At 74.0% G+C, this 25,987-nt stretch carries 24 protein-coding genes; 13 read left to right on the top strand and 11 right to left on the bottom strand.

The features are described from left to right. The first annotated feature begins 51 nt into the window (after positions 1 to 51). From T328_RS17665 to T328_RS17685, 5 genes are all read left to right on the top strand, one after another. A complete protein-coding gene (locus tag T328_RS17665) occupies positions 52 to 1,146 on the top strand; it encodes a nitronate monooxygenase (protein WP_496497022.1) in 1,095 nt (364 codons plus the stop codon). After that, positions 1,143 to 1,946, top strand: coding sequence for a 16S rRNA (uracil(1498)-N(3))-methyltransferase (locus T328_RS17670; RefSeq protein ID WP_496497023.1), 804 nt, complete (start codon positions 1,143 to 1,145; stop codon positions 1,944 to 1,946). Before T328_RS17665 ends, T328_RS17670 begins: the two co-directional genes overlap by 4 nt. Before the next feature lie 180 nt (positions 1,947 to 2,126). After that, positions 2,127 to 5,459 carry a S41 family peptidase gene (locus T328_RS17675; protein ID WP_496497024.1) on the top strand — a complete coding sequence of 1,111 codons (3,333 nt, stop codon included), beginning with the start codon at positions 2,127 to 2,129 and terminating at the stop codon, positions 5,457 to 5,459. 74 nt (positions 5,460 to 5,533) lie between these two features. Then, positions 5,534 to 5,893: a histidine triad nucleotide-binding protein gene (locus tag T328_RS17680; protein ID WP_496497025.1), complete on the top strand. Its 360-nt coding sequence runs from the start codon at positions 5,534 to 5,536 to the stop codon at positions 5,891 to 5,893. Positions 5,894 to 5,909: 16 nt separating this feature from the next. Then, entirely contained in the window at positions 5,910 to 6,815 is a 906-nt protein-coding gene (locus tag T328_RS17685) for a ribonuclease Z (protein WP_496497026.1), read from the top strand. Between the two features lie 129 nt (positions 6,816 to 6,944). Here T328_RS17685 and T328_RS17690 read toward each other — a convergent pair whose 3' ends face one another. Together T328_RS17690 and T328_RS17695 are read right to left on the bottom strand one after the other, a co-directional pair. Continuing rightward, positions 6,945 to 7,838, bottom strand: coding sequence for a cytochrome c biogenesis CcdA family protein (locus T328_RS17690; RefSeq protein WP_496497027.1), 894 nt, complete (start codon positions 7,836 to 7,838; stop codon positions 6,945 to 6,947). A 6-nt stretch (positions 7,839 to 7,844) separates the two neighbouring features. After that, a complete protein-coding gene (locus T328_RS17695; RefSeq protein WP_496497028.1) occupies positions 7,845 to 8,447 on the bottom strand; it encodes a redoxin domain-containing protein in 603 nt (200 codons plus the stop codon). Between the two features lie 209 nt (positions 8,448 to 8,656). On the opposite strand from T328_RS17695, the gene T328_RS17700 reads away from it, so the two are divergent. Both T328_RS17700 and T328_RS17705 read left to right on the top strand, forming a co-directional pair. Further along, positions 8,657 to 9,487, top strand: a complete 831-nt coding sequence (locus T328_RS17700) for an SAM-dependent methyltransferase (protein WP_496497029.1) — start codon at positions 8,657 to 8,659, stop codon at positions 9,485 to 9,487. 156 nt (positions 9,488 to 9,643) lie between these two features. After that, a complete protein-coding gene (locus T328_RS17705) occupies positions 9,644 to 10,759 on the top strand; it encodes a carbohydrate kinase family protein (protein ID WP_496497030.1) in 1,116 nt (371 codons plus the stop codon). 70 nt (positions 10,760 to 10,829) lie between these two features. Here T328_RS17705 and T328_RS17710 read toward each other — a convergent pair whose 3' ends face one another. Both T328_RS17710 and T328_RS17715 read right to left on the bottom strand, forming a co-directional pair. Next, positions 10,830 to 11,180, bottom strand: a complete 351-nt coding sequence (locus T328_RS17710) for a cytidine deaminase-like protein (protein ID WP_496497031.1) — start codon at positions 11,178 to 11,180, stop codon at positions 10,830 to 10,832. Positions 11,181 to 11,367: 187 nt separating this feature from the next. Beyond that, entirely contained in the window at positions 11,368 to 12,117 is a 750-nt protein-coding gene (locus T328_RS17715) for a hypothetical protein (protein WP_496497032.1), read from the bottom strand. 165 nt (positions 12,118 to 12,282) lie between these two features. Between T328_RS17715 and T328_RS17720 the strand changes: the two genes are divergently transcribed. Continuing rightward, a complete protein-coding gene (locus tag T328_RS17720; RefSeq protein ID WP_496497076.1) occupies positions 12,283 to 12,603 on the top strand; it encodes an ArsR/SmtB family transcription factor in 321 nt (106 codons plus the stop codon). 46 nt (positions 12,604 to 12,649) lie between these two features. Here the strand turns inward: T328_RS17720 and T328_RS17725 are convergent, their stop codons facing one another. Next, positions 12,650 to 13,543 (bottom strand): helix-turn-helix transcriptional regulator, encoded by an 894-nt coding sequence (locus T328_RS17725; protein ID WP_496497033.1) that lies wholly within the window; start codon positions 13,541 to 13,543, stop codon positions 12,650 to 12,652. An 87-nt stretch (positions 13,544 to 13,630) separates the two neighbouring features. Here T328_RS17725 and T328_RS17730 point away from each other — a divergent pair, with 87 nt between their 5' ends. Next, positions 13,631 to 15,103 (top strand): MFS transporter, encoded by a 1,473-nt coding sequence (locus T328_RS17730; RefSeq protein WP_496497034.1) that lies wholly within the window; start codon positions 13,631 to 13,633, stop codon positions 15,101 to 15,103. Between the two features lie 166 nt (positions 15,104 to 15,269). Here the strand turns inward: T328_RS17730 and T328_RS17735 are convergent, their stop codons facing one another. The 4 genes from T328_RS17735 to T328_RS17750 all read right to left on the bottom strand — a co-directional run bounded on the left by T328_RS17735 (position 15,270) and on the right by T328_RS17750 (position 19,285). Then, positions 15,270 to 16,583 (bottom strand): hemolysin family protein, encoded by a 1,314-nt coding sequence (locus T328_RS17735; protein ID WP_496497035.1) that lies wholly within the window; start codon positions 16,581 to 16,583, stop codon positions 15,270 to 15,272. Further along, positions 16,580 to 17,077, bottom strand: a complete 498-nt coding sequence (gene ybeY, locus T328_RS17740) for an rRNA maturation RNase YbeY (RefSeq protein WP_496497036.1) — start codon at positions 17,075 to 17,077, stop codon at positions 16,580 to 16,582. Before ybeY ends, T328_RS17735 begins: the two co-directional genes overlap by 4 nt. A gap of 4 nt (positions 17,078 to 17,081) precedes the next feature. Beyond that, positions 17,082 to 18,119 (bottom strand): PhoH family protein, encoded by a 1,038-nt coding sequence (locus tag T328_RS17745; protein ID WP_496497037.1) that lies wholly within the window; start codon positions 18,117 to 18,119, stop codon positions 17,082 to 17,084. Between the two features lie 281 nt (positions 18,120 to 18,400). After that, complete coding sequence (locus T328_RS17750) at positions 18,401 to 19,285, bottom strand: LysR family transcriptional regulator (protein WP_496497038.1); 885 nt, start codon at positions 19,283 to 19,285, stop codon at positions 18,401 to 18,403. A 62-nt stretch (positions 19,286 to 19,347) separates the two neighbouring features. Between T328_RS17750 and T328_RS17755 the strand changes: the two genes are divergently transcribed. Together T328_RS17755 and era are read left to right on the top strand one after the other, a co-directional pair. Then, complete coding sequence (locus T328_RS17755; protein WP_496497039.1) at positions 19,348 to 20,358, top strand: aldo/keto reductase; 1,011 nt, start codon at positions 19,348 to 19,350, stop codon at positions 20,356 to 20,358. 85 nt (positions 20,359 to 20,443) lie between these two features. Further along, positions 20,444 to 21,373 (top strand): GTPase Era, encoded by a 930-nt coding sequence (gene era / locus T328_RS17760; protein ID WP_496497040.1) that lies wholly within the window; start codon positions 20,444 to 20,446, stop codon positions 21,371 to 21,373. Positions 21,374 to 21,538: 165 nt separating this feature from the next. Here the strand turns inward: era and T328_RS17765 are convergent, their stop codons facing one another. Continuing rightward, positions 21,539 to 22,234, bottom strand: a complete 696-nt coding sequence (locus tag T328_RS17765; RefSeq protein ID WP_496497041.1) for a TerB family tellurite resistance protein — start codon at positions 22,232 to 22,234, stop codon at positions 21,539 to 21,541. Between the two features lie 186 nt (positions 22,235 to 22,420). Next, positions 22,421 to 24,196, bottom strand: a complete 1,776-nt coding sequence (leuA, locus tag T328_RS17770; protein ID WP_496497042.1) for a 2-isopropylmalate synthase — start codon at positions 24,194 to 24,196, stop codon at positions 22,421 to 22,423. Between the two features lie 287 nt (positions 24,197 to 24,483). Here leuA and T328_RS17775 point away from each other — a divergent pair, with 287 nt between their 5' ends. Then, the gene (locus T328_RS17775) at positions 24,484 to 25,611 is read left to right on the top strand and encodes a M4 family metallopeptidase (protein ID WP_496497043.1); all 1,128 of its coding nucleotides are present in this window, start codon (positions 24,484 to 24,486) and stop codon (positions 25,609 to 25,611) included. A gap of 10 nt (positions 25,612 to 25,621) precedes the next feature. Further along, positions 25,622 to 25,888, top strand: coding sequence for a protealysin inhibitor emfourin (locus T328_RS17780; RefSeq protein WP_496497044.1), 267 nt, complete (start codon positions 25,622 to 25,624; stop codon positions 25,886 to 25,888). Positions 25,889 to 25,987: the final 99 nt, after the last annotated feature.

A 25,987-nucleotide genomic window follows, 5' to 3' on the forward strand; every position in this document is an offset into this window, starting at 1 on the left:
CATGATCCGGACCGGGCCGCCGGTGTCCGACCCGCATGACAGGATTGAGCCATGCCCACCGAGCTGAACGATCTGTTCACCTTCCCGATCGTGCAGGCGCCCATGGCCGGTGGCGCATCCTGCCCGCAGCTCGCCGCCGGCGTGCTGGAGGGCGGCGGCCTGGCGTTCCTCGCCGCCGGTTACAAGACGCCGGAGGCGATGTATGAGGAGATCCGCCAGCTGCGGGCCGTCACCGACCGCCCCTTCGGCGTCAACCTGTTCCTGCCCCAGCCCCCCTCCCCACCGGATCCCGCCCAGATAGAGGCGTACGCCCAGCAGTTGGCCGGCGAGGTCGAGTGGTACGGCACGGAGCTGGGCGACGCCGAGGCCGGCACGGACGACGCCTTCGACGCCAAGGTGGCCATCCTCCTCGACGAGCCGGTGGCGCTGGTCTCGTTCACCTTCGGCTGCCCCAGACCGGCCGTGCTCGACGCCTTCGCCCGCGCCGGTACGTACACCGTCGTCACCGTGACCAACGTCGTCGAGGCACGCCGGGCGCAGGCCGCCGGCGCCGACGCCGTGTGCGTGCAGGGCGTCGAGGCCGGCGGCCACCAGGGCGGCTTCCGCAACGACCCGCGTGACGACCGGGTCGGCCGCGGGCTGCTCACGCTGCTCGCCGAGGTGCTGGAGGCGGTGGACGTCCCGGTGATCGCCGCCGGCGGGCTGATGCGCGGCGGGCAGATCGCCGCCGTGCTGTCCGCCGGCGCCGCCGCCGCGCAGCTCGGCACCGCGTTCCTGGTCTGCCCCGAGTCGGGCGCCAACGCGCTGCACAAACGGGCCGTCACCGGCGGCGTGTTCACGCGTACGGAGCTGACCCGCGCCTTCTCCGGCCGCCCCGCGCGCGGGCTCGTCAACCGGTTCGTACGCGAACACGGCCCGTACGCCCCCGCCGCCTACCCGCAGGTCCACCACCTGACCTCCCCGCTGCGCGCCGCCGCCGCCCGCGCCGGCGACCCGCAGGGCATGGCGCTGTGGGCCGGCCAGGGCTACCGGCTGGCGCGTGAACTGCCCGCCGCCGAGCTGGTGGAGGTGCTGGCCCGGGAGCTGGCCGACGCGCTCAGCGGGGCGACGAAGCCCGCCGGCGAAGCCTCGGGCGGCCTGCTGTGACCGCCCCCGTGTTCGTCGCCGAGCCCGCCGTGCTGGACGCCGCCCGCCCCGGCGCGGTGCTGGCCCTGACCGGGCCGGAGGGGCGGCACGCGGTGTCCGTACGGCGGCTGCGCACCGGCGAGGACGTAGTGCTCACCGACGGCGCGGGGCGTGGCGCGTACGGCACCGTGGCCGGCGCGGAGGGCCGGGACCGGCTGCTGGTGGCGTGCGCCGAGGTGCGCGAGGAGCCCGCGCCGTGGCCGCGGTTGACCGTCGTGCAGGCCCTGCCGAAGGGCGACCGCGGCGAGCTGGCCGTGGAGATGATGACGGAGACCGGGGTGGACGCGGTGGTGCCGTGGGCGGCGTCCCGCTGCGTGACGCAGTGGCGGGCGGAGCGCGGGCGGAAGTCCCTGGCCAAGTGGCGCGCCACCGCCCGCGAGGCGGGCAAGCAGGCCCGCCGGCTGCGCTTCCCGGAAGTCGCCGGGCCGCACTCGACGAAGGAGCTGCTGCCGCTGCTGGCGGGCGCGGCGTTCGCCGCCGTGCTGCACGAGGAGGGCGCCGCGCCGCTGGCCGGTGCGGCGCTGCCGGGGCGGGGGTCGGAGTCGCGGCCGGGGTCAGGGTCGGAGTCGGAGTCGGGACCGGAGCCGGGGGAGATCGTGCTGGTGGTCGGCCCCGAGGGCGGGGTCGCGCCGGAGGAGCTGGCCGCGTTCGAGGAGGCGGGCGCCCGGGCATACCGACTGGGGCCGACCGTGCTGCGCGCCTCCACCGCCGGCACCGCGGCGGGCGCGGTGGTGCTCGCGGCGACCGGACGGTGGTCCTGACCGCCCGGATCCGGCGGTCCCGTACGCCCGGATCCGGACGTTCCGTACGCCGGCATCCGGGGCTTTCCCGGGGTGTTCGCCGGTACGACCCGGTTTGTTCCACCCGTGGACGGAATGGGTACAGGACGAACGTCACACCGCACCGCAAAGCGGTGGTGAGCGCGGCCTCCGCATGATGGGATGATCGACGTGACTCAGCCTGCGTACCTGCGATTCCCGCACCTGCACGGCGACTTGATCACCTTCACGGCAGAGGACGACGTCTGGGCCGCGCCCCTCGACGGCGGCCGCGCCTGGCGGGTGAGCGCCGACAATATGCCGGTCGACCACCCCCGCATAGCCCCCGACGGCGCGCACGTCGCCTGGACCTCCACCCGCGACGGCGCCCCCGAGGTCCTCACCGCGCCCCTCGACGGCGGCGCACCCGTGCGCCTGACGTACTGGGGCAGCGGCAAGACCTCCGTACGCGGCTGGACGCCCGACGGCGACGTGCTGGCCCTCAGCACCCACGGCCAGTACTCGCTGCGCCGCACCTGGGCGCGCGCCGTGCCGCCCGACGGCGGCCCCGCGCGCACGCTGCCGTTCGGGCCCGTGGGCGACGTCGCGTACGGGCCGGAGGGCCGCGTCGCGCTGCTCACGGCGACCATGGGCCGGGAGGCGGCGTACTGGAAGCGCTACCGCGGCGGCACCGCCGGCCGGCTCTGGCTGCGTACCGCGGCCGACGCCGAGTTCACCCGGCCCGCGGACCTCGACGCCCTCCTCGGCAACGCCGAGTGCCCGCTGTGGGCCGGCGGGCGGCTCGCGTTCCTCTCCGACCACGAGGGCACCGGCGCGCTGTACTCCGCGGACCTTGCGGACCCCGACGCCTTCGCCGCGCCGCGCCGGCACTCCACCCTCGGCGGCTTCTACGCCCGCCACGCCGCCACCGACGGCACCCGCGTCGTCTACGCCAGCGCCGGCGAACTCTGGCTCCTCGACGACCTCGACGAGGGCACCGAGCCGCGCCGCGTCGACGTCCGCCTCGGTGGCCAGCGCACCGACCTGCGCCCCCGGCCGCTGCGCGCCCGCCGCAACCTCGGCGCCGCCCGCCCCGACCACACCGGCCGCGGCAGCGCCGTCGAGATCCGCGGCACCCTGCACTGGGTGACCCACCGCGAGGGCCCCGCCCGCGCGCTGGCCGCCGAGCCGGGCGTACGGGCCCGGATGCCGCGGGTGTTCCGCGCCGAGGGCGCCGAGCACGTCGTGTGGGTGACCGACGCCGAGGGCGAGGACGCGCTGGAGTTCATCCCCGCCGCTGGCCGCGACGCCGGCGCCACGCCCCGCCGGGTGGCCGCCGGGCGCCTCGGCCGCGTCACCGGGCTGGCCGTCGCGCCGGACGGCAGCCGCGTCGCCGTCGCCGCGCACGACGGCCGGGTGCTGCTCGTCGAACGCGCCTCCGGCGAGGTGCGGGAGGTCGACGCCAGCGACCACGGCGACGTCGGCGGGCTGGTGTTCTCGCCCGACTCCGCGTGGCTGGCCTGGTCCCACCCGGGCCCGGGCGAGCTGCGGCAGCTGCGGCTGGCCACCACCGACGGGCTGGCCGTCGCCGAGGCCACGCCGCCGCGCTTCCGTGACTACTCCCCGGCGTTCACCGCCGACGGCAAGCACCTGGCGTTCCTCTCCGAGCGCGCCTTCGACCCGGTCTACGACAGCCACGTCTTCGACCTGTCGTTCCCGTACGCCTGCCGCCCGCACCTGATCACGCTCGCCGCCGAGACCCCCTCGCCGTTCGGCCCGCAGCGCCACGGCCGGGCGCCGGAGCGCGGCCCCTCCGACGACGGCGACGACACCGGCTCCGGGGACACCCCGCCGGTCACCCGCATCGACCTCGACGGCCTCGCCGACCGCATCCTGCCCTTCCCCGTCGAAGCCGCCCGCTACTCGACGCTGCGCGCCGCGGACGGCGGCCTGCTGTGGCTGGTCCACCCGCTGCGCGGCGTCCTCGGCGCCGACGCCGCCGGCCCCGACGACGACGGGCCCGCCACCCGGCTGGAGCGCTACGACCTCGGCAAGCAGCGCCTGGAGGAACTCGCCGACGACGCCGACGGCTTCACCGTCACCGGCGACGGCAAGCGGATCCTGCTGCGCACCGACGGCAAGCTGAAGGTCGTCCCCGCCGACCGCAAGGCCAGCCACGCCGACGACGGCGACGGCGACAACGTCACCGTCGACCTCACCCGCGTACGGCAGTTGCTCGACCCGGCCGCGGAGTGGCGGCAGATGTACGACGAGGCCGGCCGGCTGATGCGCGACCACTTCTGGCGCGCCGACCTCGGCGGCGTCGACTGGGACGGCGTGCTGGAACGCTACCGTCCGGTGCTGGCACGCGTCGCCACCCACGACGACCTCGTCGACCTGCTGTGGGAGGTGCAGGGCGAGCTGGGCACGTCGCACGCGTACGTCGTCCCCCCGGGCGGCAGCACTCCCATGGGCGCGCCGGAGCGACGGCAGGGGCTCCTCGGCGCCGACGTCTCCCGGGCGGACGACGGCCGTTGGCGCGTCGAGCGGATACTGCCGTCCGAGACCTCCGACCCCGACGCCCGCTCCCCGCTGGCCGCGCCGGGCGCGGCCGTCCGGCCCGGCGACGCGATCGTCGCCGTCGACGGCCGGCCGGTGGACCCGCTGGCCGGGCCCGCGCCGCTGCTGGTGGGCTCGGCGGGCAAGCCGGTCGAGCTGAGCGTGCTGCCCGCCGACGGCGGCGACGTGCGCTACGCCGTGATCGTCCCCATCGCCGACGAGGAGCCGCTGCGCTACCACGCCTGGGTCGCCGGCCGACGCGCCTATGTAGGAGAAGCGTCCGACGGCCGCCTCGGCTACCTCCACGTACCCGACATGCAGGGCCCCGGCTGGGCGCAGCTCCACCGCGACCTGCGCGTCGAGGTCGCCCGCGAGGGCCTGGTCGTCGACCTCCGCGACAACCGCGGCGGGCATACCTCGCAGCTCGTCGTGGAGAAGCTGGCGCGGCGCATCGTCGGCTGGGACGCGGGCCGCGGCATACGGCCCGTCAGCTATCCGATGGACGCCCCGCGCGGGCCGGTGGTCGCCGTGGCCAACGAGTTCTCCGGCTCCGACGGCGACATCGTCAGCGCCGCGATCAGAGCGCTGGGCATCGGCCCGATCGTCGGGCGGCGCACCTGGGGCGGGGTCGTCGGCATCGACAGCCGGTACCGGTTGGTCGACGGCACGCTGGTGACGCAGCCGAAGTACGCCTTCTGGCTGGAGGGCCCGGGCTGGGGCGTGGAGAACCACGGCGTCGAGCCGGACGTGGACGTGCAGCTGACCCCGGAGGACTGGGCGCAGGGGCGCGACCCGCAGCTGGAGACGGCGGTGCGGCTGGCGCTGGAGGCGCTGGAGCGCAGTCCGGCGGCGGCGCCGCCGGAGCTGCCGGGGGAGGCGGCTGCACCGGAATCTGCTCCGGGTTCGGCTCCGGGGTCTGCTCCGGGGTCGTCGGCTGAGCCGTCGGCGGGGGAGTAGCGGCGGCCACCGGGTACGGCCGCGGGGTACCATGCGGCCCGTACCGCCCGACTCGTACGAAGGAGGCCGGGAACATGGCCGGGGAGCCGCAGGCCGACTGCCTGTTCTGCAAGATCACCGCGGGGGAGGTGCCCGCGACCGTCGTCCGCGAGACCGCGACGACGATCGCCTTCCGCGACATCAACCCGCAGGCGCCCACCCACGTCCTCGTCATCCCCAAGGCCCACTATGCGGACGCCGGCAGCCTCGCCGCCGCCGACCCGCAGCTCATCGCCGACGTGCTGCGCGAGACCGCCGAGGTCGCCGCCGAGGACAAGATCGACGCCACCGGCTACCGCGTCGTGTTCAACACCGGCGCCGGCGCCGGCCAGACCGTCTTCCACGCACACGCGCACGTGCTCGGTGGCCGCGGCCTGAACTGGCCGCCCGGATAGCGCCGGCCGACCGGCGTTGTCCGCCCGCGAACTCGTCGTCCTCGGCACCGCCAGCCAGGTCCCCACCCGCCAGCGCAACCACAACGGTTACGTGCTGCGCTGGGACGGCGACGGCATCCTCTTCGACCCCGGCGAGGGCACCCAGCGCCAGATGCTGCGCGCCGGCGTGGCCGCGCACGACCTGAACCGGATCTGCGTCACCCACTTCCACGGCGACCACTGCCTGGGCCTGCCCGGCGTCATCCAGCGCGTCAACCTCGACCGCGTCCCGCACCCCGTCACCGTCCACTTCCCGGCGAGCGGGCGGCACTTCTACGAGCGGCTGCGGTACGCGAGCGCGTACCGGGAGACCGCGAAGGTCGAGGCGGGCCCGGTCGACGGGGACGGCGTGGTCGCCGCCACGCCCGCGTACAGCCTCCAGGCGCGCCGTCTGAACCACCCCGTGGACGCGTACGGCTACCGCCTCGTCGAACCGGACGGCCGCCGCATGCTCCCCGAGCGGCTCGCGCGGGCGGGGATCACGGGGCCGGACATCTCCCGGCTGCAGCGCGAGGGTTCGCTGCGGGGGGTGCCGCTGGAGGAGATGTCGGAGGTGCGCCGCGGGCAGCGGGTCGCGTTCATCATGGACACCGGGCTGTGCGAGGGGGTGTACGCGCTGGCCGAGGAGGCGGACCTGCTGGTCATCGAGTCCACCTTCCTGGGCGCGGAGACCGCGCTGGCCGTCGCGCACGGGCATCTGACGGCGGCTCAGGCGGCGGGGGTGGCGGTCGCGGCGGGCGTACGGCACCTGGTGCTCACGCACTTCTCGCAGCGCTATCCGGACCCGGCGGACTTCGCGCGGGAGGCGCGGGAGGCCGGGTACGAGGGGCCGCTGACGGTGGCGACGGACCTGGGGCGGGTGCCGGTGCCGCCGCGGCGGTGAGGCGGCCGGCGGCTTTTCGCGGCGGCGCGGTGGTGCGCCCGTGAAACCGCTGCTCACGGGCCCGGAAGCGAATGCTTGGCCGCCCTTCTCCGCGCCGGAGGTGAGCTGAGGTGTCCGCCGCCTACGGGGTCAGGCCGAGCGGCCGGTGGCCGGCCCCGCGTCGGTTCCTGTCCGGGCGGGTCGGCGTGTGCGGCGCAGGGTGCGGATGATCAGGGCCGCCACGAGCAGCGCGGCGCAGAACACGGCGATGACCGCCGGGCCGGCGGCGTCCACGGCGTCGGCGAGGGCGCGTTGGACGGAGCCGGCCGCCTCGATCACGGGGTCGGTGGTGGCGGGGTCGTCCCTGGCGCGGATCTCGTACCAGCCGTAGTAGGCCACGTAGCTGCCGACGAGGAGGAGCACCCCGCCGCCGAGCCGGGGTGTGGAGGCGCCGAGGCGGCGCAGGGGGGTGACGGCGGTCGTCCGGGTGAGCGCGACGCTCAGCGAGGCGGCACCGACGATCAGTCCCATCCCGGCGGCGTACGCGGCGAACAAGGCGACGCCCTCCGCCGTGCTGCCGCTGCGGAAAGCGGAGACGACGATGGCGAGGAAGGGAGCGATCGTACAGCCGAGGGACGCGGTGGCGTAGGCCATGCCGAACAGCGCCATCGAGGGCAGAGAGCGGGTCAGCTTCGGTGCGCGCCGGAGTTTCGGGGCGAGGACGGACAGCCGGCGGCCGGCGAGCAGCCATGCACCGGCAGCGGCGACGAGCAGGCCGAAGGCGATGGTGAACCAGGGCAGGTGCTGTTGGACCTGTCCGGCGACGGGCTGGACGGCGAGGCCGAAGACGCCGAAGAGGGCGGCGAAGCCGGCGGTCATGGCGGCGGTGGCGGCGAGGGCGCGACCGACGGCGACGGTGCGGCCGGGCGGGTCGTCGCCGAGGACGAGGAGGGAGAGGTAGGCGGGGAGCAGGGCGAAGCCGCACGGGTTGACGGCGGCGAGCATCCCGGCGCCGAGCGCGAGGGCGAGCGGCAGGTCGGCCATGACGATTCAGCCGGCGACGGTGCCGAGCTTCTCGGCCAGGCCGTCGCCGCCGGGGAGCACACCTTCGTAGACGGTCTTGCCGTCCTCGTCGAGGATCACATAGACGCTCTGCTCGGTGATCCCGAACTTCTTCCAGACGTCCCCGGCCTCGTCGGACAGGTGCGGGAAGGCGCCGACCTCCGTGTCGGCGACGAAGTCCTGCATGGCCTCGGGCTTGTCGAGTCCGGCCACACCGATCACGTGGGCCCGGTCCTGGAACTCGGCCGCGACCTTGGCGGTTTCGGCGCCCTGGGCCTGGCAGACGTGGCACCACGGGGCCCAGAACCACAGCACGACGGGCTTGCCCGCGAGCGTCTTCGCGTCGAACGGCTTGCCGTCCACCGTGTTCGCGGTGAACGTCAGCGCCTCGGGCACCTTCGCTTCCGCCGCCCCGCCGCCGTCCCCGCCGCCGTCGCCGTCGTCCGCTCCGGTGGGCGGCTGAGCGGGGGAGGACGCCTCCGCGGGTGCGGAGCCCGCGTCCCCGGCGGGTGCGGAGTCCTCACCGGCGCATCCGGCGAGGGCGAGGACGGCGGCGGTCAGCGTGGCCGGAAGGAGGGTACGGGTGCGCAAGGCGGACTCCTGGGTGTCGGTCTCGGTGGCGAAGATAGCCCCGGGAGCCCGGAAGGGCAGCGCGTCAGTTCTTACGGTCGGGTGACGTCGGCCCGCGGTCTCCCCGAGCCGGCCGGCCCCGGCGCCCCACACCCCTTCTGCCGCACGCACCCGGGCGATCGGCGAGTATGTTCCGGGACCTCCTTGACGACACCCGGAAAGTCACCACGATGAATGAGCCCTCGCCGAACGACGCCCTCGACCCCAACGCCCGGGTGGACAGCACCGTGCCGCACTCGGCGCGGGTGTGGAACTACTGGCTCGGCGGCAAGGACAACTACGAGGTCGACCGCCAGGCGGGGGACGAGATGCTCGCCTTCGCCCCCGCCCTGGTCAAGTCGGCGCGCGAGGACCGGCTCTTCCTCATGCGCTCCGTCCGGCTGCTCGCCGGCGAGCTGGGGATACGCCAGTTCCTGGACATCGGCACCGGCCTGCCCACCGCCGACAACACCCACGAGGTGGCCCAGCGCGCGGCCCCCGACGCCCGGATCGTCTACGTGGACAACGACCCCCTGGTCCTCGCGCACGCCCGCGCCCTGCTCACCAGCACCCCGGAAGGCGCCACCGCCTACATCGACGCCGACGTCCACGATCCGCAGGAGATCCTGCGGGACGCGGCGCACACGCTGGACTTCACCAGGCCGGTCGCCGTCACCATGCTGGGCATCGTGAACCACATGCCCGACGCCGAGGTGGCACGAGCGGTCATCCGCCGGCTGATGGACGCGGTACCGTCGGGCAGCTATCTGGTGATCTCCCACCCCACCACGGAGGTCGACACGGAGGCGATGCGCCAGGTGGCCGACCACTGGAACCGCCGGGGCAATTCTCCGCTGGTCATCCGCTCGGCCACCGAGGTCGAGAGCCTCTTCGCGGGCCTGGAGCTGCTTGAGCCCGGAGTCGTCTCCTGCCCGCGCTGGCGCCCGGCCCCGGCGGAGACTCCGCAGGTCGGTGAGCGCGCCGACGTCGCGCACTACTGCGGCGTCGCCCGAAAGCCCTGACGCGCCACCGCGGCTTCCGAGCGCGCCCCTCCGTAACGGCGGACGGCGGACGGCGGACGGCGGGTCGGTGTGCGGGGGCGTTGTCAGTGGGCTGGGGCAGACTGATTTCAGCCGGGATAGAGGTATCCCGCCAGGAGTCAGGAGGGAGGCGCTCACGTGATCACGCCCACCGGCCCGCCTGCGTCGTCCCCGGCGGCCGTAGACCCGCTGAAGCACGTGCGCGAGCCCGAGGACCCGGCCATCGATGTGTACCTGACGGGGACGGTCTTCCTGGACATCGTCTTCACCGGCCTGGACAGCGCCCCCGTCCGCGGCACGGAGTCCTGGGCCCGCGGCATGGGCTCCAGCCCCGGCGGGGTGGCGAACATGGCGACGGCCCTCGCCCGCCTCGGCCTGCGTACGTCGCTGTCCGCCGCCTTCGGCGACGACGTCTACGGCGACCACTGCCAGGAGGCCCTTGAGGGCGAGGGCATCGACGTGTCCCTGTCGCGTACGTGCCGCGGCTGGCACTCGCCGGTCACCGTCTCCATGGCGTACGACGGCGAGCGCACCATGGTTTCGCACGGCCACGAGGCCCCGCCCCCCGACGAGCCCCCGCGCTGCCCGCCGGCCAGCCGCGCCTCCGTCGCCTCCCTCGACCCGGGCCGCCGGCAGCCGTGGATCGAGCAGGCCGCGCTGCACGGCAGCCGCGTCTTCGCCGACGTCGGCTGGGACGACACCGGCCGCTGGGACCTGGCGGAGATACCGGAGCTGACCCACTGCGAGGCGTTCCTGCCGAACGCCGCCGAGGCCATGCGCTACACCGGGACGGACTCGCCGCGCGCGGCGGCCCACGCGCTCGCCGAGCACGTGCCGGTGGTGGTGGTCACGATGGGCGCCGACGGGGCGTACGCCGTGGACGGCCGCACGGGGGAGAGCGCCGAGGTGCCGGCGATATCCGTGGCGGCCCTGGACACCACCGGCGCCGGAGACGTCTTCGTCGCCGGCTTCGTCGCCACGTCGCTCGCCGGCTACCCGCTGGCCGACCGGCTGGCGCTGGCCGGGCTGACGGCGGCGCTGTCGGTGCAGGAGTTCGGCGGCTCGCAGTCGGCGCCGGGCTGGACGGAGGTGGCGGCCTGGTGGGAGCGGGTACGCACCGTCGACGAACAGAACCCGCAGGCCCTCGCCCGCTACGCGTTCCTGGACGGCATCACGCCCTGCTCCCGCCGCCGCTGGCCGCTGCGCCGAGCGGTCCCGACGATCGGCTTCCGCCCGGAGCGGGACGCCCCGTAAGGGGGGCGGTTCCGGTCCCGTCAGCCGGTCGTGCGGACTCCGCCGCGCGCGGGCCGTCTCCCGAGCCCCCTCAGGCCCGGGTCGTGCTGCGCACCTCACCGTCCGGGGCCGCCAGCAGCACCGGCGTGCCCGGGCCGCCGAGGTCGCGCACGGCCGCCAGGTCCGCGTCCGCCGGGGCCGGCGCCTCGGTGACGACCGCCGCGGCCTCCAGCGAGGTGGCGCCGCTGGCGACGGCCATCGCCACGGCCGTCTGCAGCGCCGTCAGCCGCAGGGAGTCCAGCGCCACGGTGCCGGCGACGTAGGTGCGGCCGGTGCCGTCCCGTACCGCCGCGCCCTCCGGCACGGCGTTGCGTGCGCGGGCGCTGCGGGCCAGGGTGACGATCTTGCGGTCCTCGGGGTCCAGCGGGCTGCTCTCGCTCATACCCGCGAGCATACGAACCTCGCCCCGCCCGCCCGCCTCCGGGCGTCGGGTTCATGCCGCCGGACGCAGCGCGGTCGCATCACGGACCGGGCGCCGTCCTCCGTGCGGTCGGTGCCGGTCGGTGCCGGCGGTCGGTCGGGTGAGGGCCGGTCCGGGGTCCGGGGTCCGGGGACGGGCCGGGCAGGGCTCAGCTGCGGGCCGTGGGCAGGATGACCTGGCCGGTGACGAACCGGCTCCACAGCCCGATGTCCAGGGACCGGCCGGGCGGGGCGGTGCTCTCCGCGAAGCTGTGGGTGGTCCCGTTCGCCTCGCGGGTGGCGCCGAACTCGACTGTGAACCGGCTGCTCGCCGGGCGCTCCTGGGGCGGGGTGCTACTCGGCACGATCAGCTCGTCGAATGCCCAGCGGTAGGCAGGCTGGTAGGGAACGGAGACCGGTTCGAGGGTGTTCTCGAAGATCGCGCCCGTCGCCGGGATGGTGATGAGCACGCCGCGTCCGCCGCCCTCGTAGGTGGTGTTGAAGACCTTCACCTCGGCCGCGCCGTCCTGCCCGTACGTCTCCGCCCGACCGGTGCCGACCAGGGACTCCGGAGGGCACGCGGCGTGGCCGGCCGTCTCGATGGTCTCGCGGTCGCAGGTGGGGAAGTGCTCCGGGTGGAAGCTGACGGACTTGTCGAAGAGGAAGACGAAGCGGCGTGGCGCGGCCGGCTTCTCGCCGGAGGCGGTGCTGCTGCGGCGGTCGAAGGTGACGAGGACGCCGTCGCGGGTGCCGCCGTCGGGTCGTACGGCGGCGTCGAGCGTGTCGATGTTGGCCGGGCCCTCGACCTCCGGCTCCACGGGGTGGGCGGGACCGCCCGGGGCGGGGTCGGGCAGCGCGGGGGTGGCCGCGGCGGGAGCGGCGAGTGCCCCGGTGAGCAGCGCGGCCGCGACGGCGGCCAAGGCGGCGCGGACAGCAGCCCTGGCGGGGCGTCGAGGCGGGGGACTGAATGAGTGGTTCACGGCGGTCCAATCTCTTCGACGTGCATCGAAGAGTAAGGGGAGGGAGTTGTACTCTTCAAGGACTGTCGAAGAGATGGAGTCATGTCTCGGGAGGGTGTGACCACGATGCCCACGGGCCGCTGGGAGCCGCTGGATCAGTCGCCTGTCGGTGAAGTGTCGCTGGACGACGTGCTGAAGGCGCTGGCCGATCCGGCGCGGCGCGAGATCGTGCGTCTGCTGGCCGCCGAGGGGGACAGGGCCTGCGGAACGTTCGGCCTCGACCTGGCGCCCTCGACGCTGAGCCACCACTTCCGGGTGCTCCGCGAGGTGGGGGTCCTCCGTCAGTACAACCAGGGGCGCCGCCGGATGAATACGCTGCGCTTGGAGGAGTTCGAGGGGAGATTCCCCGGCCTGCTCCAGGCCGTGGGCGTCCTCGGCGGGAAGTGACGGCAGCCCGCCGCGGGCTCACCGGGCCGGCGACGGTCAGCGACGGTCAGCCCGCGATGCGGCGCAGGCCCTCCCGGCGGCCCTCCGGGGACGCCAGCCACCGCAGCTTCTCCGCGGTGTCCGTGCCCTCCACCGCGTTGTGCAGCACGATCGTCAGATCCGGCCGGGCTGGCAGCTGCAGATGCGTGCTCTCCAGGAACAGCGTGCCCGTGAGCGGGTGCTCGACCTCCTTCGCCGTCTGCCCGGCGGCGGCCACGTCCCCGCTGCTCCACAGCTCGCGGAACTCCTCGCTCTGCTCCGCCAGCGCGTCGACGACCAGCCGGAAGCCCTCGTCGTCCAGCCGCTCCGCCATCGCCGCCCGGTACTCCGCGACGACGATCGGCGCCGTCCGCGCCCAATGCGTCGAACGGGACCGGTACACGGGGTCGGTGAAGAAGTTGACGAGGCAGTTCTCGGAGATCTCCGGCCGCATCCCGAAGATCACGGCCGCCGCGTCGTTGTGCGCGATGGTGTTCCAGTACGCGTCCATGATGTGCCCCGGCAGCGGCATCCAGCTGTCGATGACCCGCTTCAGCCCGTCGCACAGATGGTCCGGGTCGTACTCCGTCGCCCGCGCCGGCGGGTTCAGCCCCGCCAGCACGTACAGATGCCGCCGCTCGACGTTGCTCAGCCGCAACACCCGCGCCACCGCGTCCAGCACCTGCGGCGAGACCGTGATGTCCCTCCCCTGCTCCAGCCACTGGTACCAGGAGGCGCCCACGCCCGCGAGCACCGCGACCTCCTCCCGCCGCAGCCCCGGCGTGCGGCGCCGTGCGCCGCCGTCGGGCAGGCCCGCCTCGGCCGGGCTCACCCGCGCCCGGCGGGTCATCAAGAACTCGCGCAGCTCATGGTGCCTGCGGGACCTCATGCCGCCCGCGGACGGCGTGACGGTCGCTGCCATGGATCCCCCTCGTCCGTAGCTGGTGGTCCGGCCACCAGGATAATTTCCCGCTCCCCAGCGAACCGCGGTCCGCCGGAGTCTGTTCCCATGACATCGAAGACCACGGCCCCGGCTGCCGACGAGAAGGCGGCCACCCCCACCCCGGCCGGCGACACACCCGCCGCCGAGGCCGGCCCCGCCGCCGCCCCCGTCCGGTTCACCGGCCGGGCCCGGCTGGTGCTCCTCGTCCTCTGCGCGTCCCAGTTCATGGTCGCGCTCGACTTCTCCATCCTCAACGTCGCCCTCCCCGAACTCGGCGCCGACCTCGGCCTCGGCCAGGCCAGCCTGCAGTGGGCCGTCACCGCCTTCGCCCTGCCCTCCGGCGGCTTCCTGCTCCTCTTCGGCCGCATCGGCGACCTCTACGGCCGCCGCCGGCTCTTCCTCACCGGCCTCGCCGCCTTCGTCGTCGCGTCCGCCCTGGCCACGTTCGCCTGGAACTCCGCGTCGTTCCTCGCCGGCCGCGCCCTCCAGGGCCTCGGCGCCGCCGCCCTCGTCCCCACCGGCATGGCCCTGCTGACCACCGGCTTCCCCGAAGGCCCGCAGCGCTCCCGGGCGCTCAGCATCATGGGCAGCATCATGGCGCTCGGCTTCACCGCCGGCATGCTCCTCGGCGGCGTACTCACCGAGGCATTCGGCTGGCGCTCCACGATGGCGCTGCTCGCCGTCGCCGCCGTCGGCGTGCTGACCGTGGCCCCCGGCGTGCTCGCCGAGAGCCGCCCCGACCGCCGCCCCCGGCTCGACATCCCCGGCGCCGTCGCCGTCACCGGCGGCCTGCTCGCGCTGATCTACGCCCTGTCCACCGCCGCCGAGCACGGCTTCGGCCGGTCCGACGTGCTCGTCACCCTCGTCGTCGGCGCCGCGCTGCTCGTCGCGTTCGTGGCCGTCGAGGCCAGAACCGCCGAGCCACTGGTGTCGCTGCCGCTGCTGCGCCGCCCGACGGTGGCGTGGGGCGCGCTCGGCGGGCTCGCCACGTTCTCGATGATGAGCTCCGTCGTCTTCCTCTGCACCCTCTACCTCCAGGAGATCCGCGGCCTCAGCGCCCTCGTCACCGGGCTGGTCTTCGGCGTCATGGGCCTGACCGCCGCCGGCGGCGGCAGCGTCGCGCCGCGGCTGGTGGCCCGCTGGGGCGCACGCCGCACGCTGCAGGCGGGGCTGCTGGCGCAGGGCGTGACCACCGCGCCGCTGGTGCTCATCGGCGACTCGTCGGCGGGCGTGTGGCTGGTCATCGTCTTCGGCGCGGTCGCCGCCTTCTTCCACCTGTGGGCGATCGTCGCGTACGGGCTGACGGTGACCTCCGGGGTGCCGAACGAGCAGCAGGGCCTCGCCACCGGCGTCGTCACCAGTGCCCAGCAACTCGGGATGACCGTGGGCATCCCGCTGCTCAGCGCGCTGGCGGCAAGCCGGAGCGGGCTGCTCGACGGCCTGCGGCTGGGCCTGGCGGCGGACGCGGCGGTGCTGGTCGCGGTGGCGCTGCTGACCGCGGCGGGCCTCGGCCGCGGAGCCGTACGCACGGCGGCGTAGCGGGGGAGGCGGGCCCGGCGTGTGCGGAGTGCACCGGGCCCGCGTCCCACGTACGGAACGGCGTTCCCGGACCGCACCGGGCCCGCGCCCCGCATCCGGAACGGCGTTCAGACCGGCGTACCGGCCGGGCAGGACGCCCACACCGTACGAACCGGCCCCGCCGCCGCTACGCCCCCTCCTCCGGGTCCGCAACCACCCGCACCGGCTCCACCAGCACCGTCACGATCTTGTTCCGCCGCCCCGCCGGCGACTCCGCCGTCAGCCGCAGCGCCCGCAGCCCCGGGTCCGACCCGTCGTGCGTCACGTCGACCTCCGCGGTCGCCCCCGCGATCGGCACCCGCCCCAGCTGCTTCGCCAGCAGCCCGCCGACCGTCTCCACGTCCTCGTCGTCCAGCTCCAGGTCGTACAGCTCGCCCAGGTCGCCGATGTCCAGCCGGGCCGTGACCCGGTAGCGCCCGGCGCCCAGCTCCGCCACCGGCGGCAGCTCCCGGTCGTACTCGTCGGTGATCTCGCCGACGATCTCCTCCAGGATGTCCTCGATCGTCACGATGCCCGCCGTCGAGCCGTACTCGTCGATGACGACCGCAACGTGGATCCGCTGCCGCTGCATCTCCCGCAGCATGTCCGCGGCCTTCTTCGTGTCCGGTACGAACGCCGCCGGCCGCATCGCCGTCGACACCAACTCCGACTCGGCCTCCCGGCTGATATGAACCTTCCGCGCCAGATCCTTCAGATACACCACGCCGACGACGTCGTCCTCGCTCTCGCCCGTCACCGGAATCCGCGAGAACCCGGAGCGCAGCGCGAGCGTCAGCGCCTGCCGGATCGTCTTGTACCGCTCGATGGTCACCACGTCCGTCCGCGGCACCATCACCTCGCGCACCAGCGTGTCGCCGAGCTCGAAGACCGAGTGGACCATGCGCCGCTCGTCGTCCTCGATCAGCGACTCCTTCTCCGCCAGGTCCACCATCGCGCGCAGCTCCGCCTCCGAGGCGAACGGGCCCTGGCGGAAGCCCCTGCCGGGAGTGAGCGCGTTGCCGAGGAGGATCAGCAGCCGCGGCACCGGCCCCATCACACGCGCCAGCGGCAGCAGCACGTACGCGGCGGCCGTCGCCGTCGCCACCGGATGCTGGCGCCCGATCGTGCGCGGCGAGACGCCGATCGCGACGTACGAGACGAGGACCATCGCGGCGATCGCGACCGTCAACGCCTCCCAGGTGCGGTCGAAATGGCGCAGGCAGGCGTACGTGACGAGCGCGCCCGCCGCCATCTCGCAGCCCACCCGCACCAGCAGCGCCACGTTCAGGTAGCGCACCGGGTCGGACGTCACCGCCAGCAGCTTCGCCGAACCGCGCCGCCCGGCCCGTACCGCGTCCTCGGCGGCGATCCGCGTCGTACGCGCCAGCGCCGTCTCCGCGCACGACGCCAGCCAGCCGCCCCCCACGAGCACGACCGCCGCGGCGATCAGCCGGGCGGTCATCGCTCCGTGGGCGCCGGCGACGGCCCCGGCACGCCGCGCTCGGCGCGCCAGCCGTCGACGATCGCCTTCTGCAGGCCGAACATCTCGGCCTTCTCCGCGGCGTCCTCGTGCTCGTAACCGAGGAGGTGCAGCACCCCGTGCACGGTGAGCAGCTGCAGCTCCTCGTCCATGGAGTGCGCGGTCGGCGCCGCGGCGCCCTGCCTGCGGGCGACCTCGGGACACAGGACGATGTCGCCGAGGAGCCCCTGCACGGGCTCCTCGTCGTCCTTGGTGGGCGGGCGCAGCTCGTCCATGGGGAACGACATCACGTCCGTCGGCCCCGGCTCGTCCATCCACTGCACGTGCAACTGCTCCATCGCGGCCGGGTCGACGAGGATCACCGACAGCTCGGACAGCGGATGGATACGCATGCGCGCCAGCGCGTACCGGGCGATGTCGAGCACGGACTCCTCGTCGGTCCCGACCCCGGACTCGTTGTTGACCTCGACGGACACGGGGCTACGCCTTGCCGTTCCTGTCGTCGCCGTTCCTGACGTCGTACTTGTCGTACGCCTCGACGATCCGGCTCACCAGCTTGTGCCGGACGACGTCCTTGCTGGTGAGGATGGAGAAGCCCACGTCCTGCACCCCGTCCAGGATGCCCTGCACCTGGCGCAGCCCGCTCTTCGTCCCGCCCGGCAGGTCGACCTGGGTGACGTCACCGGTGACGACGATCTTGGAGTTGAACCCGAGCCGGGTGAGGAACATCTTCATCTGCTCGGGGTTCGTGTTCTGCGCCTCGTCGAGGATGATGAACGCGTCATTCAGGCTGCGGCCGCGCATATATGCGAGGGGGGCCACCTCGATCGTGCCGGCGGCCATCAGGCGCGGGATCGAGTCGGGGTCCAGCATGTCGTGCAGCGCGTCGTACAGCGGGCGCAGGTACGGGTCGATCTTCTCGTACAGCGTGCCGGGCAGGAAGCCGAGGCGTTCGCCGGCCTCGACCGCGGGGCGGGTCAGGATGATGCGGTTGACCTGCTTGGACTGCAGGGCCTGGACGGCCTTGGCCATGGCGAGGTAGGTCTTGCCGGTGCCGGCGGGGCCGATGCCGAAGACGATGGTGTGCTTGTCGATGGCGTCGACGTAGCGCTTCTGGTTGAGCGTCTTCGGGCGGATCGTCTTGCCGCGGTTCGACAGGATGTTCTGCGTCAGGACCTCGGAGGGGGCGTGGTGGCCGCCGGCCTCGTCGTCGCGGTCGGATTTGAGCATGGCGATCGTGCGCTCCACCGCGTCCTCCGTCATGGGGGCTCCGGTGCGCAGGACGAGCAGCATCTCGTCGAAGAGCCGCTGGACGAGGGCCACTTCCTCGGTGGCGCCGACCGCGCTGACCTCGTTGCCCCGCACGTGGATGTCGGTGCTGGGGAACGCCTTCTCGATGACCCGCAGGAGGGAGTCTCCGGAGCCCAGCACGGTCACCATGGGGTGCTTCGCCGGGATGGTGATCTGGGCGCGGGCTTGCCCCTCTTCGGGGCTGCGGCTTACGGGTGTCTGTGTCATGGGCCGGCCCTGGGGCCTGAATCTCATCCCACTTCTTCGCTCGCGTAACTGGAAGAGGGCCCGCCGGACGGACCACGCCCGGGGTCCCGACGCCTGCTCCTCGCGCAGGCCCTGACGCCATCGTAACGGGGGGAGGTGCGGCTGTGGCCAGTGAGTTTCGACGACGGTACGCCAGACGTGTGGGGGACGCGGCGGCGGTCGCTCAGGGCGCACTGCGGTACCTCGGTGCGCGACCTCGGTGCGTGACCTCGGCGGAGGTCCCGCCGGCGGGGTCTCCGCGGCTACGCCGCCGGCGGGGCCTGGTGGAACGCCGCCGCGAACTCCGCCACCTCCCGTCGCCGGTCGTCCGCCCGCCAGACCAGCGCCAGCTCGCACGGCGCCAGCCCCCGCACCGGTACGGGCACGACGTCCGGCCGCGGGTACAGCCGCGCGTTGCCCTCCGCCAGCAGCACGACGCCCAGCCCCGCGCCCACCGCCTCGAACACCTCCTCCGGCGACGACGCCTCCAGCCCCACCACCGGCTCCCGCCCGCCGCGCTCCGCCGTGCCGAGCCAGAACTCCCGCAGCGGCCCCGCCGACCGCGGCAGCGCCACGAACGGCTCGTCCAGCAGCTCCGCGAAGTCCACCTCCGCCCGCGCCGCGAAGCGGTGCCCGCGCGGCAGCGCCACCCAGCGGTCCTCCCGTACGAGCACCTTCGCGGTCAGCTCCGCGCCCACCCCCGGCACCGGCAGCCAGCAGAACGCCACGTCCGCGCCCCCGTCGGCGAGCCCCGCGGTGGGGTCCTCCCAGTTCACCAGCCGCAGCGAGATCCGCCAGCCGCGTTCGCGGAACCGGCTCAGCACCTCCCGCTGCAGGTCCCGTCCCACCGCCGTCTGCATGCCCACCGCCAGCGTCGCCACGGGCCCGGCCGCCCGCGCGGCCCGTACCGCCTCCGCCCAGCCCGCGGCCAGCTCCCGCGCCGCCGGCAGCAGCGCCGCACCCTGTGGGGTGAGGGCGATCGCGCGCGCCCGCCGCTCGAAGAGGGGGAAGCCGAGCTGCCGCTCCAGCGCCCTGATCTGCTTGGACAGCGCGGGCTGCGAGACGTACAGCCGCTCGGCGGCACGGGTGAAGCTCAGCTCCTCCGCGACCGCCGTGAAATAGCGCAGATCGCGTACGTGGACGTCCATAGCCACCGGTTATAGCCGTAGGTCTTGGACGCCGCCACGCAATTCCGCGGAGGCTTGCGGGCATGACGACAGTTTCGAACACCGCTCCCGCCCGGAGTCTCGGCTCCCTCGAGTCCCCGGCCATCGGCTACGGCGCGATGGTCCTCTCGCCCGGCGTGTACGGCGAGACCGACGACGACCGCGGCGTCGCGGCCGTACGGGCCGCGCTGGACGCCGGCGCCACCCACGTCGACACCTCCGACGCCTACGGCCCCGCCGGCCACAACGAGCGCCTCCTCGGCCGCGCGCTGGCCGGGCGGCGCGACGAGGTGGTGCTGGCGACGAAGTTCGGGCTGAGCCTCCCCGAGGGCGTCGGGGGGCGCACGACGCCCGTCAACTACGCCTTCGGCGGCCTCACGGTCAACGCCGAGCCGCGGTACGTGCGCGGCTACGCCGAGAGCTCGCTGCGCAATCTCGGGACCGACCACATCGACCTGTACTACGTGCACTACCCGGACCCGGAGGTGCCGATCGAGGACACGACGGGCGCGATGGCCGAGCTGGTTGCCGAGGGCAAGGTCCGCCACGTGGGCCTGTCCAACGTCACCGCGGAGCAGCTGCGCCGTGCGCACGCCGTGCACCCGGTCGCGGCGGTGCAGGCGCAGTGGTCGATGTGGACGCCGGTCGACCCGGACCTGCTCGCCGCGGCGCGCGAGCTGGGCGTGGGCGTCGTCGCGTGGGGGCCGCTGGGTACGGGCTTCCTCACCGGCTCCGTGACGGACGTCGCGGACGGCGACTTCCGCCGCAACATCGGCGCCTTCGACGCCGCCAACCTCAGGACCAACCACGACCGCTTCGCGCCGCTGCGCGCGGTCGCGGCCGACGTGGGGCTCACGCCGGGGCAGCTGGCGCTGGCCTGGCTGCTGCACCAGGACGACCACGTCGTGCCGATCCCCGGCAGCCGGACGCCGGCGCACATCGAGGAGAACGTGGCGGCGGCCCGCGTCGAGCTGCACGCCGACACCCTGGCGCGGATCGACGGGATCCTCGCCGGGCTGGCCCCGGAGGGCGGGGCGCGGCTGCTGGGCGCGTAGCGCCGGAGGGCGATCGGCCGGAGCGGCGGCTCGTGCGGCGGGAGCGGCGGCTGGTGCGGGCGCGCGGTCGGGGAGAATGCTCCCCATGACCACCCCTGACACCGGGCACCGCTCCGGCTTCGCCTGCTTCGTCGGCCGGCCCAACGCCGGCAAGTCGACCCTGACCAACAAGCTGGTCGGCCAGAAGGTGGCCATCACCTCCAGCCGCCCGCAGACGACCCGGCACACCGTGCGCGGCATCGTCCACCGCCCCGACGCGCAGCTGGTGCTCGTCGACACCCCCGGCTACCACAAGCCGCGCACCCTCCTCGGCCAGCGGCTCAACGACGCGGTGCGCGCCGCCTGGGCCGAGGTCGACGTCATCGGCTTCTGCGTGCCGGCGAACGAGAAGGCCGGCCCGGGCGACCGGTTCATCGCGGGCGAGCTGGCCGCGCTGCGGCGTACCCCCAAGGTCGCCGTCGTCACCAAGACGGACCTCGCCGACTCCGACACGATCGCGGCCCAGCTGGTGGCCGTGGACCGGATGGCGAAGGACCTGGGCTTCGAGTGGGCCGAGGTGGTGCCGGTCTCGGCGGTCGAGGACAAGCAGGTCGACCTGCTCGCCGACCTGCTGGTGCCGCTGCTGCCGGAGGGCCCGGAGCTGTACCCGGACGGTGAGCTGACGGACGAGCCGGAGCAGGTGATGGTCGCCGAGCTGATCCGGGAGGCGGCCCTGGAGGGCGTACGGGACGAGCTGCCGCACTCGATCGCGGTGGTGGTGGACGAGATGGAGCCGCGCGAGGACCGCCCCGCGGACCGGCCGCTGCTGGACGTCCACGCCAACCTGTTCATCGAGCGGGACAGCCAGAAGGGGATCGTCATCGGGCCGAAGGGCAAGCGGCTGAAGGAGATCGGCACCAGGGCCCGCGGGCACATCGAGGCGCTGCTCGGCACGCCGGTCTATCTGGACATCCACGTGAAGGTCGCCAAGGACTGGCAGCGGGACCCGAAGAAGCTGCGCCGGCTGGGCTTCTGAGCGGGGGCGCGCGGAGGCGCGCCGGTCCCGCGCGTGTGCCGTACGAGCCGGTGGATGCCGTACGCGCCGGGCCGGGCCCGTGCCGTACGCCGCCGGGCGCCCGCCCCGTACGAGCCGGCCGCGCCCGCCCCGTACGAGCCGGCCACCTCCGTGCCGTACCGCCGCTCAGGACGGCGTGCGCGCGGACGTCAGCAGCCGCTCGACGTCCGCCCCGGGCAGCAGCAGCGCGTCCCCGACCACGACCAGCGTCTCCCACTCCGGCGGCGTGTACGCCCCGTCCGCCAGCGCGATCCGCGCGCCGCCCAGCAGGATCGACTCCCGCCCCGCGGCCACCAGGTGCGGCGCCAGCGGTGCCAGCGTCTCGCGCAGCTCCGCTTCGAAGTTCCGCTGCTCCGGGGGGCTTTCCGCGCACAGGTCGGGCATCCGCCCGGAGTCGGCCTCGATGGCGGCCAGCAGCGTGAGCAACTGCTCCTCCGTGCAGTCGTCGTACCCCGCGGTGCGGACCGCGGTGACGGCGGTGCCGCGGACGGCGGGGGAGGAGGTGCCGCCGGCGTGGAGCACGGCGAGCGCGACGGCGTGCGTGGCGTCGCGCAACAGCAGCGCGAAGCGCGTGGAGGTGGGTTCGGCGAGGGACCCGAGGCCGAAGTGCCCGCCGCAGTCGGCGCATTCGACGACGGGGCCGGCGTCGCCGCGCGGCAGCACGGGCACGCCGAGGACGGTGAACCGCCGTCTGCCGCTGCGCCGGCGGTAGTTGCGGTCGCCGCCGCAGCCGGGGCAGAAGAACTCACCGTCGGACTCGGTGTGCCAGGACGTCCGCACGCCGGCGAACCGGCGGAGGAAATGCGTCACGTCGACCTCCATCACGCTTCGGCAACGCTGCCGCGCTGACGTGATGCTAACCAGACCGGCCGACATCGTCAGCCCTCGTACACGTCGACCCGGTGCGAACGAGCCGCGCCCCGCGCCCCGTCCGCGGTCGGACGGCGCGCGGGGCGGGCCTGTGCACCGGGTCCCGGCGGGCGGCTGTGGGTGCCCGGCGGGCGACGCTCAGCGGGTGGCGCGGTTGACCGCGGAGACGACCGCCTTCAGCGACGCGCGCGTGGTGTTCGCGTCGATGCCGATGCCCCACAGCACCTTGCCGTCGACGGCGACCTCGATGTACGAGGCCGCCTGCGCGCTGGCGCCCTCGCTCATCGTGTGCTCCTGGTAGTCCAGCAGCCGCGCGTCGACGCCGATGCCCTGCAGGGCGTGGAAGAACGCGGAGATCGGGCCGTTTCCGGTGCCGACGAGGGTGGTCTCGGCGCCGTCGACCTCGGCCTGCACGGTGAGGGTGTCGACGCCGTCGCGGTCGGTCGTCGTCTGGCCGCCGCGGAGCTGGATGCGGCCCCAGGCGTTGCCGGGGTTGGGCAGGTACTCGTCGCGGAAGGCGTCCCAGATCTGCGCGGGGGTGACCTCGCCGCCCTCGGCGTCGGTCTTGGCCTGGATGATCTGGGAGAACTCCACCTGCATGCGCCGCGGCAGGTCGAGGCTGTGGTCGTGCTGCAGCACGTACGCCACACCGCCCTTGCCGGACTGCGAGTTGACGCGGATGACCGCCTCGTACGAGCGGCCCACGTCCTTGGGGTCGATGGGCAGGTACGGCACCGCCCACTCCAGCTCCCCGACCGGCTTGCCGGCCTGCTCCGCCTTCGCCTCCATCGCCTCGAAGCCCTTCTTGATGGCGTCCTGGTGGGAGCCGGAGAAGGCGGTGTAGACGAGGTCGCCGACGTAGGGGTGGCGGGGGTGGACGCCCATCTGGTTGCAGTACTCGTAGGTGCGCCGGATCTCGTCGATCTCCGAGAAGTCGATCATCGGGTCGACGCCCTGCGAGAACAGGTTCATGCCCAGGGTGACGAGGTCGACGTTGCCGGTCCGCTCGCCCTGCCCGAACAGGCAGCCCTCGATGCGGTCGGCCCCCGCCATGAGCGCCAGCTCGGCGGCGGCGACGGCGGTGCCGCGGTCGTTGTGCGGGTGGACCGACAGGCAGACGTACTCGCGGCGGGACAGGTTCCGCGACATCCACTCGAAGCGGTCGGCGTGTGTGGAGGGCGTGGAGCGCTCCACGGTGGCGGGCAGGTTGAGGATGATCTCGCGGCCGTCCTCGGGCTGCCAGACGTCCATGACGCCTTCGCAGACCTCCAGCGCGAAGTCCAGCTCGGTGTCGGTGAAGATCTCCGGGCTGTACTGGTAGCCGAAGACGGTGCGGTCGTCGAGCAGCTTCTCGGCGTACTCGACGACCAGCCGGGTGCCGTCGACGGCGATCTGCCTGACCGCGTCGCGCGAGCCGCGGAAGACGACCTCGCGCCAGACGGGCGCGGTGGCGTTGTACAGGTGGACGGTCGCGCGGTGGGCGCCCTGCAGCGACGCCACGGTGCGCTCGATCAGCTCCTCGCGCGCCTGGGTCAGGACGGAGATCGTCACGTCCTCGGGGACGGCGCCGTCCTCGATGATGGACCGTACGAAGTCGAAGTCGGTCTGCCCGGAGGAGGGAAAGCCGACCTCGATCTCCTTGTAGCCCATGCGTACCAGCAGGTCGAACATGGCGCGTTTCCGCGCCGGCGACATGGGGTCGATCAGCGCCTGGTTGCCGTCGCGCAGGTCGGTGGAGAGCCAGCGGGGGGCGTGGGTGATGCGCTTGCCCGGCCAGGTGCGGTCGGGGATGTCGACGGCCTCGTACGGCCGGTAGCGGTGCACGGGCATGCCGGAGGGCTGCTGCCGGACGGTGGCGGCGGTGACGGGCGTACCGCGGCCGACGGCGTTACCGGAGTGGTCGGGGTGGGACATGGTGGCGTGGGCTCCTTCGCGCGAGCTGGTCGTCGACCGACGGGGGGCAGCACCGGACTCCGCGGGGAGGGGGTCGGTCTACGACTACAGACCCTCGCCGCGGCGGCTAAGAAGAAGCAGCCCGTAACGCACGATGCCGAACAATGTAGCCCAGCCGCGGCGCGCCGGCCGATCAGTATCACGATGCGAGATCCCGTACGGGCTCCGTGGCGGCCCCCGCCACCCGAAATCGCTAACATCCACTGCGGGAAGTGACATGTCAGTTACTTAGTGCCACATTGCGAGCCATGGACGCCACTTCACGTAACCCGGTCTTCTGCACCATCGTGCCGCCGCACATGCTGGACAAGCTGGCCCGCACCGGCGACCCGGCCCTGTCCGCCCGCGCGCGCCGCACCCTGGAGCGCGACGCCCTGCAGCGCACCCGCCGCCGTATCACCACCGTCCGCGCCGCCGCCCCGCCGGCCCCGCGCAGGGCGCAGGAGGACGCGAAGCCCGAGCGCACGGTCTACGACGCCGGGAAGACCCAGGACCTGCCCGGCACCGAGGTCCGCGGCGAGGGCGCGGCGCCCGTCGAGGACGACACCGTCAACCGCGCCTACGACGGCCTCGGCGACACCTTCGAGCTGTTCCTCAGCGGCTTCGCACGCGACTCCGTCGACGGCGCCGGCCTGCCGCTGAACGCCACCGTCCACTACGGCGAGGACTACGGGAACGCCTTCTGGGACGGCGAGCAGATGGTCTTCGGCGACGGCGACGGCGAGGTGTTCCTCGACTTCACCCTCTCCGTCGACGTCATCGGCCACGAGCTGACCCACGGCGTCACCCAGTACACCGCGAACCTGGAGTACTTCGGCCAGTCCGGCGCGCTCAACGAGTCGGTCTCCGACGTCTTCGGCTCCCTCATCAAGCAGTACGTCCTCGGCCAGTCCGCCGCCGACGCCGACTGGCTCATCGGCGCCGAACTGCTCGCCCCCGGCGTCTCCGGCAAGGCGCTGCGCTCGATGAAGGCCCCCGGCACGGCCTACGACGACGACGTCCTCGGCAAGGACCCGCAGCCGGCGACGATGGCGGACTACGTCGACACCGACACCGACAACGGCGGCGTCCACATCAACTCCGGCATCCCCAACCACGCCTTCTACCTGCTGGCCACCGACCTCGGCGGCAACGCCTGGGAGCGCGCCGGCCGCATCTGGTACGACGTCCTGACCGGCGGCGGCCTCACCACCACCGCCGACTTCGCCGCGTTCGCCGCCGCCACCGTCGCCGCCGCCGAGGCCCGCTACGGCGACGGCGCCGAGCGCGCCGCGGTGCTCTCGGCGTGGTCGCAGGTCGGCGTGGACACCGACGCGGGGGCCACCGTGCCGCGGCAGACCCCGGCCCCGGAGGGTGCCCAGCCGCAGGCGGGGTAGGCGTGCGGCCATGCGCATCACCGTCACCCGCACCGGGGGCTTCGCGGGCGTGACCCGCGAGGCCACCCTGGACACGGCCGGCCGCCCCGACGCGGCCGGCCTGGAGGCCCTGGCCCACCGGGCGCTGGCGCAGGGCAGCGCCGCGCCGCCCGCGGGCGTACCCGACGGCTTCGCGTACCGCATCACGGCCGGCGGCCGCACCGCCCACTGCGCCGACCCGCGGCTCACCGACGCCCAGCGGGCACTCGTGAGGACGGTGCTGAAGGAGGGGGCGTGATACTCCCTCAGGAGTAAAGAAGGGCTAAGAACACCCCGCGCAGTAGGGCGGGTTTGGCACTCGGGAGCGAAGAACCGTGCCGTGTCCCCGGGGGAAGCT

The sequence above is a fragment of the Streptomyces sp. CNX435 genome (assembly GCF_059570575.1).

Coding starts and splice junctions, on each gene's coding strand:
- T328_RS17665 (WP_496497022.1), top strand. CDS start 52: ATGCCCACCGAGCTGAACGATCTGTTCACCTTCCCGATCGTGCAGGCG.
- T328_RS17675 (WP_496497024.1), top strand. CDS start 2,127: ATGATCGACGTGACTCAGCCTGCGTACCTGCGATTCCCGCACCTGCAC.
- T328_RS17680 (WP_496497025.1), top strand. CDS start 5,534: ATGGCCGGGGAGCCGCAGGCCGACTGCCTGTTCTGCAAGATCACCGCG.
- T328_RS17690 (WP_496497027.1), bottom strand. CDS start 7,838: ATGGCCGACCTGCCGCTCGCCCTCGCGCTCGGCGCCGGGATGCTCGCC.
- T328_RS17700 (WP_496497029.1), top strand. CDS start 8,657: ATGAATGAGCCCTCGCCGAACGACGCCCTCGACCCCAACGCCCGGGTG.
- T328_RS17710 (WP_496497031.1), bottom strand. CDS start 11,180: ATGAGCGAGAGCAGCCCGCTGGACCCCGAGGACCGCAAGATCGTCACC.
- T328_RS17720 (WP_496497076.1), top strand. CDS start 12,283: ATGCCCACGGGCCGCTGGGAGCCGCTGGATCAGTCGCCTGTCGGTGAA.
- T328_RS17725 (WP_496497033.1), bottom strand. CDS start 13,543: ATGGCAGCGACCGTCACGCCGTCCGCGGGCGGCATGAGGTCCCGCAGG.
- T328_RS17730 (WP_496497034.1), top strand. CDS start 13,631: ATGACATCGAAGACCACGGCCCCGGCTGCCGACGAGAAGGCGGCCACC.
- T328_RS17735 (WP_496497035.1), bottom strand. CDS start 16,583: ATGACCGCCCGGCTGATCGCCGCGGCGGTCGTGCTCGTGGGGGGCGGC.
- T328_RS17745 (WP_496497037.1), bottom strand. CDS start 18,119: ATGACACAGACACCCGTAAGCCGCAGCCCCGAAGAGGGGCAAGCCCGC.
- T328_RS17750 (WP_496497038.1), bottom strand. CDS start 19,285: ATGGACGTCCACGTACGCGATCTGCGCTATTTCACGGCGGTCGCGGAG.
- T328_RS17755 (WP_496497039.1), top strand. CDS start 19,348: ATGACGACAGTTTCGAACACCGCTCCCGCCCGGAGTCTCGGCTCCCTC.
- era (WP_496497040.1), top strand. CDS start 20,444: ATGACCACCCCTGACACCGGGCACCGCTCCGGCTTCGCCTGCTTCGTC.
- T328_RS17765 (WP_496497041.1), bottom strand. CDS start 22,234: ATGGAGGTCGACGTGACGCATTTCCTCCGCCGGTTCGCCGGCGTGCGG.
- leuA (WP_496497042.1), bottom strand. CDS start 24,196: ATGTCCCACCCCGACCACTCCGGTAACGCCGTCGGCCGCGGTACGCCC.
- T328_RS17775 (WP_496497043.1), top strand. CDS start 24,484: ATGGACGCCACTTCACGTAACCCGGTCTTCTGCACCATCGTGCCGCCG.
- T328_RS17780 (WP_496497044.1), top strand. CDS start 25,622: ATGCGCATCACCGTCACCCGCACCGGGGGCTTCGCGGGCGTGACCCGC.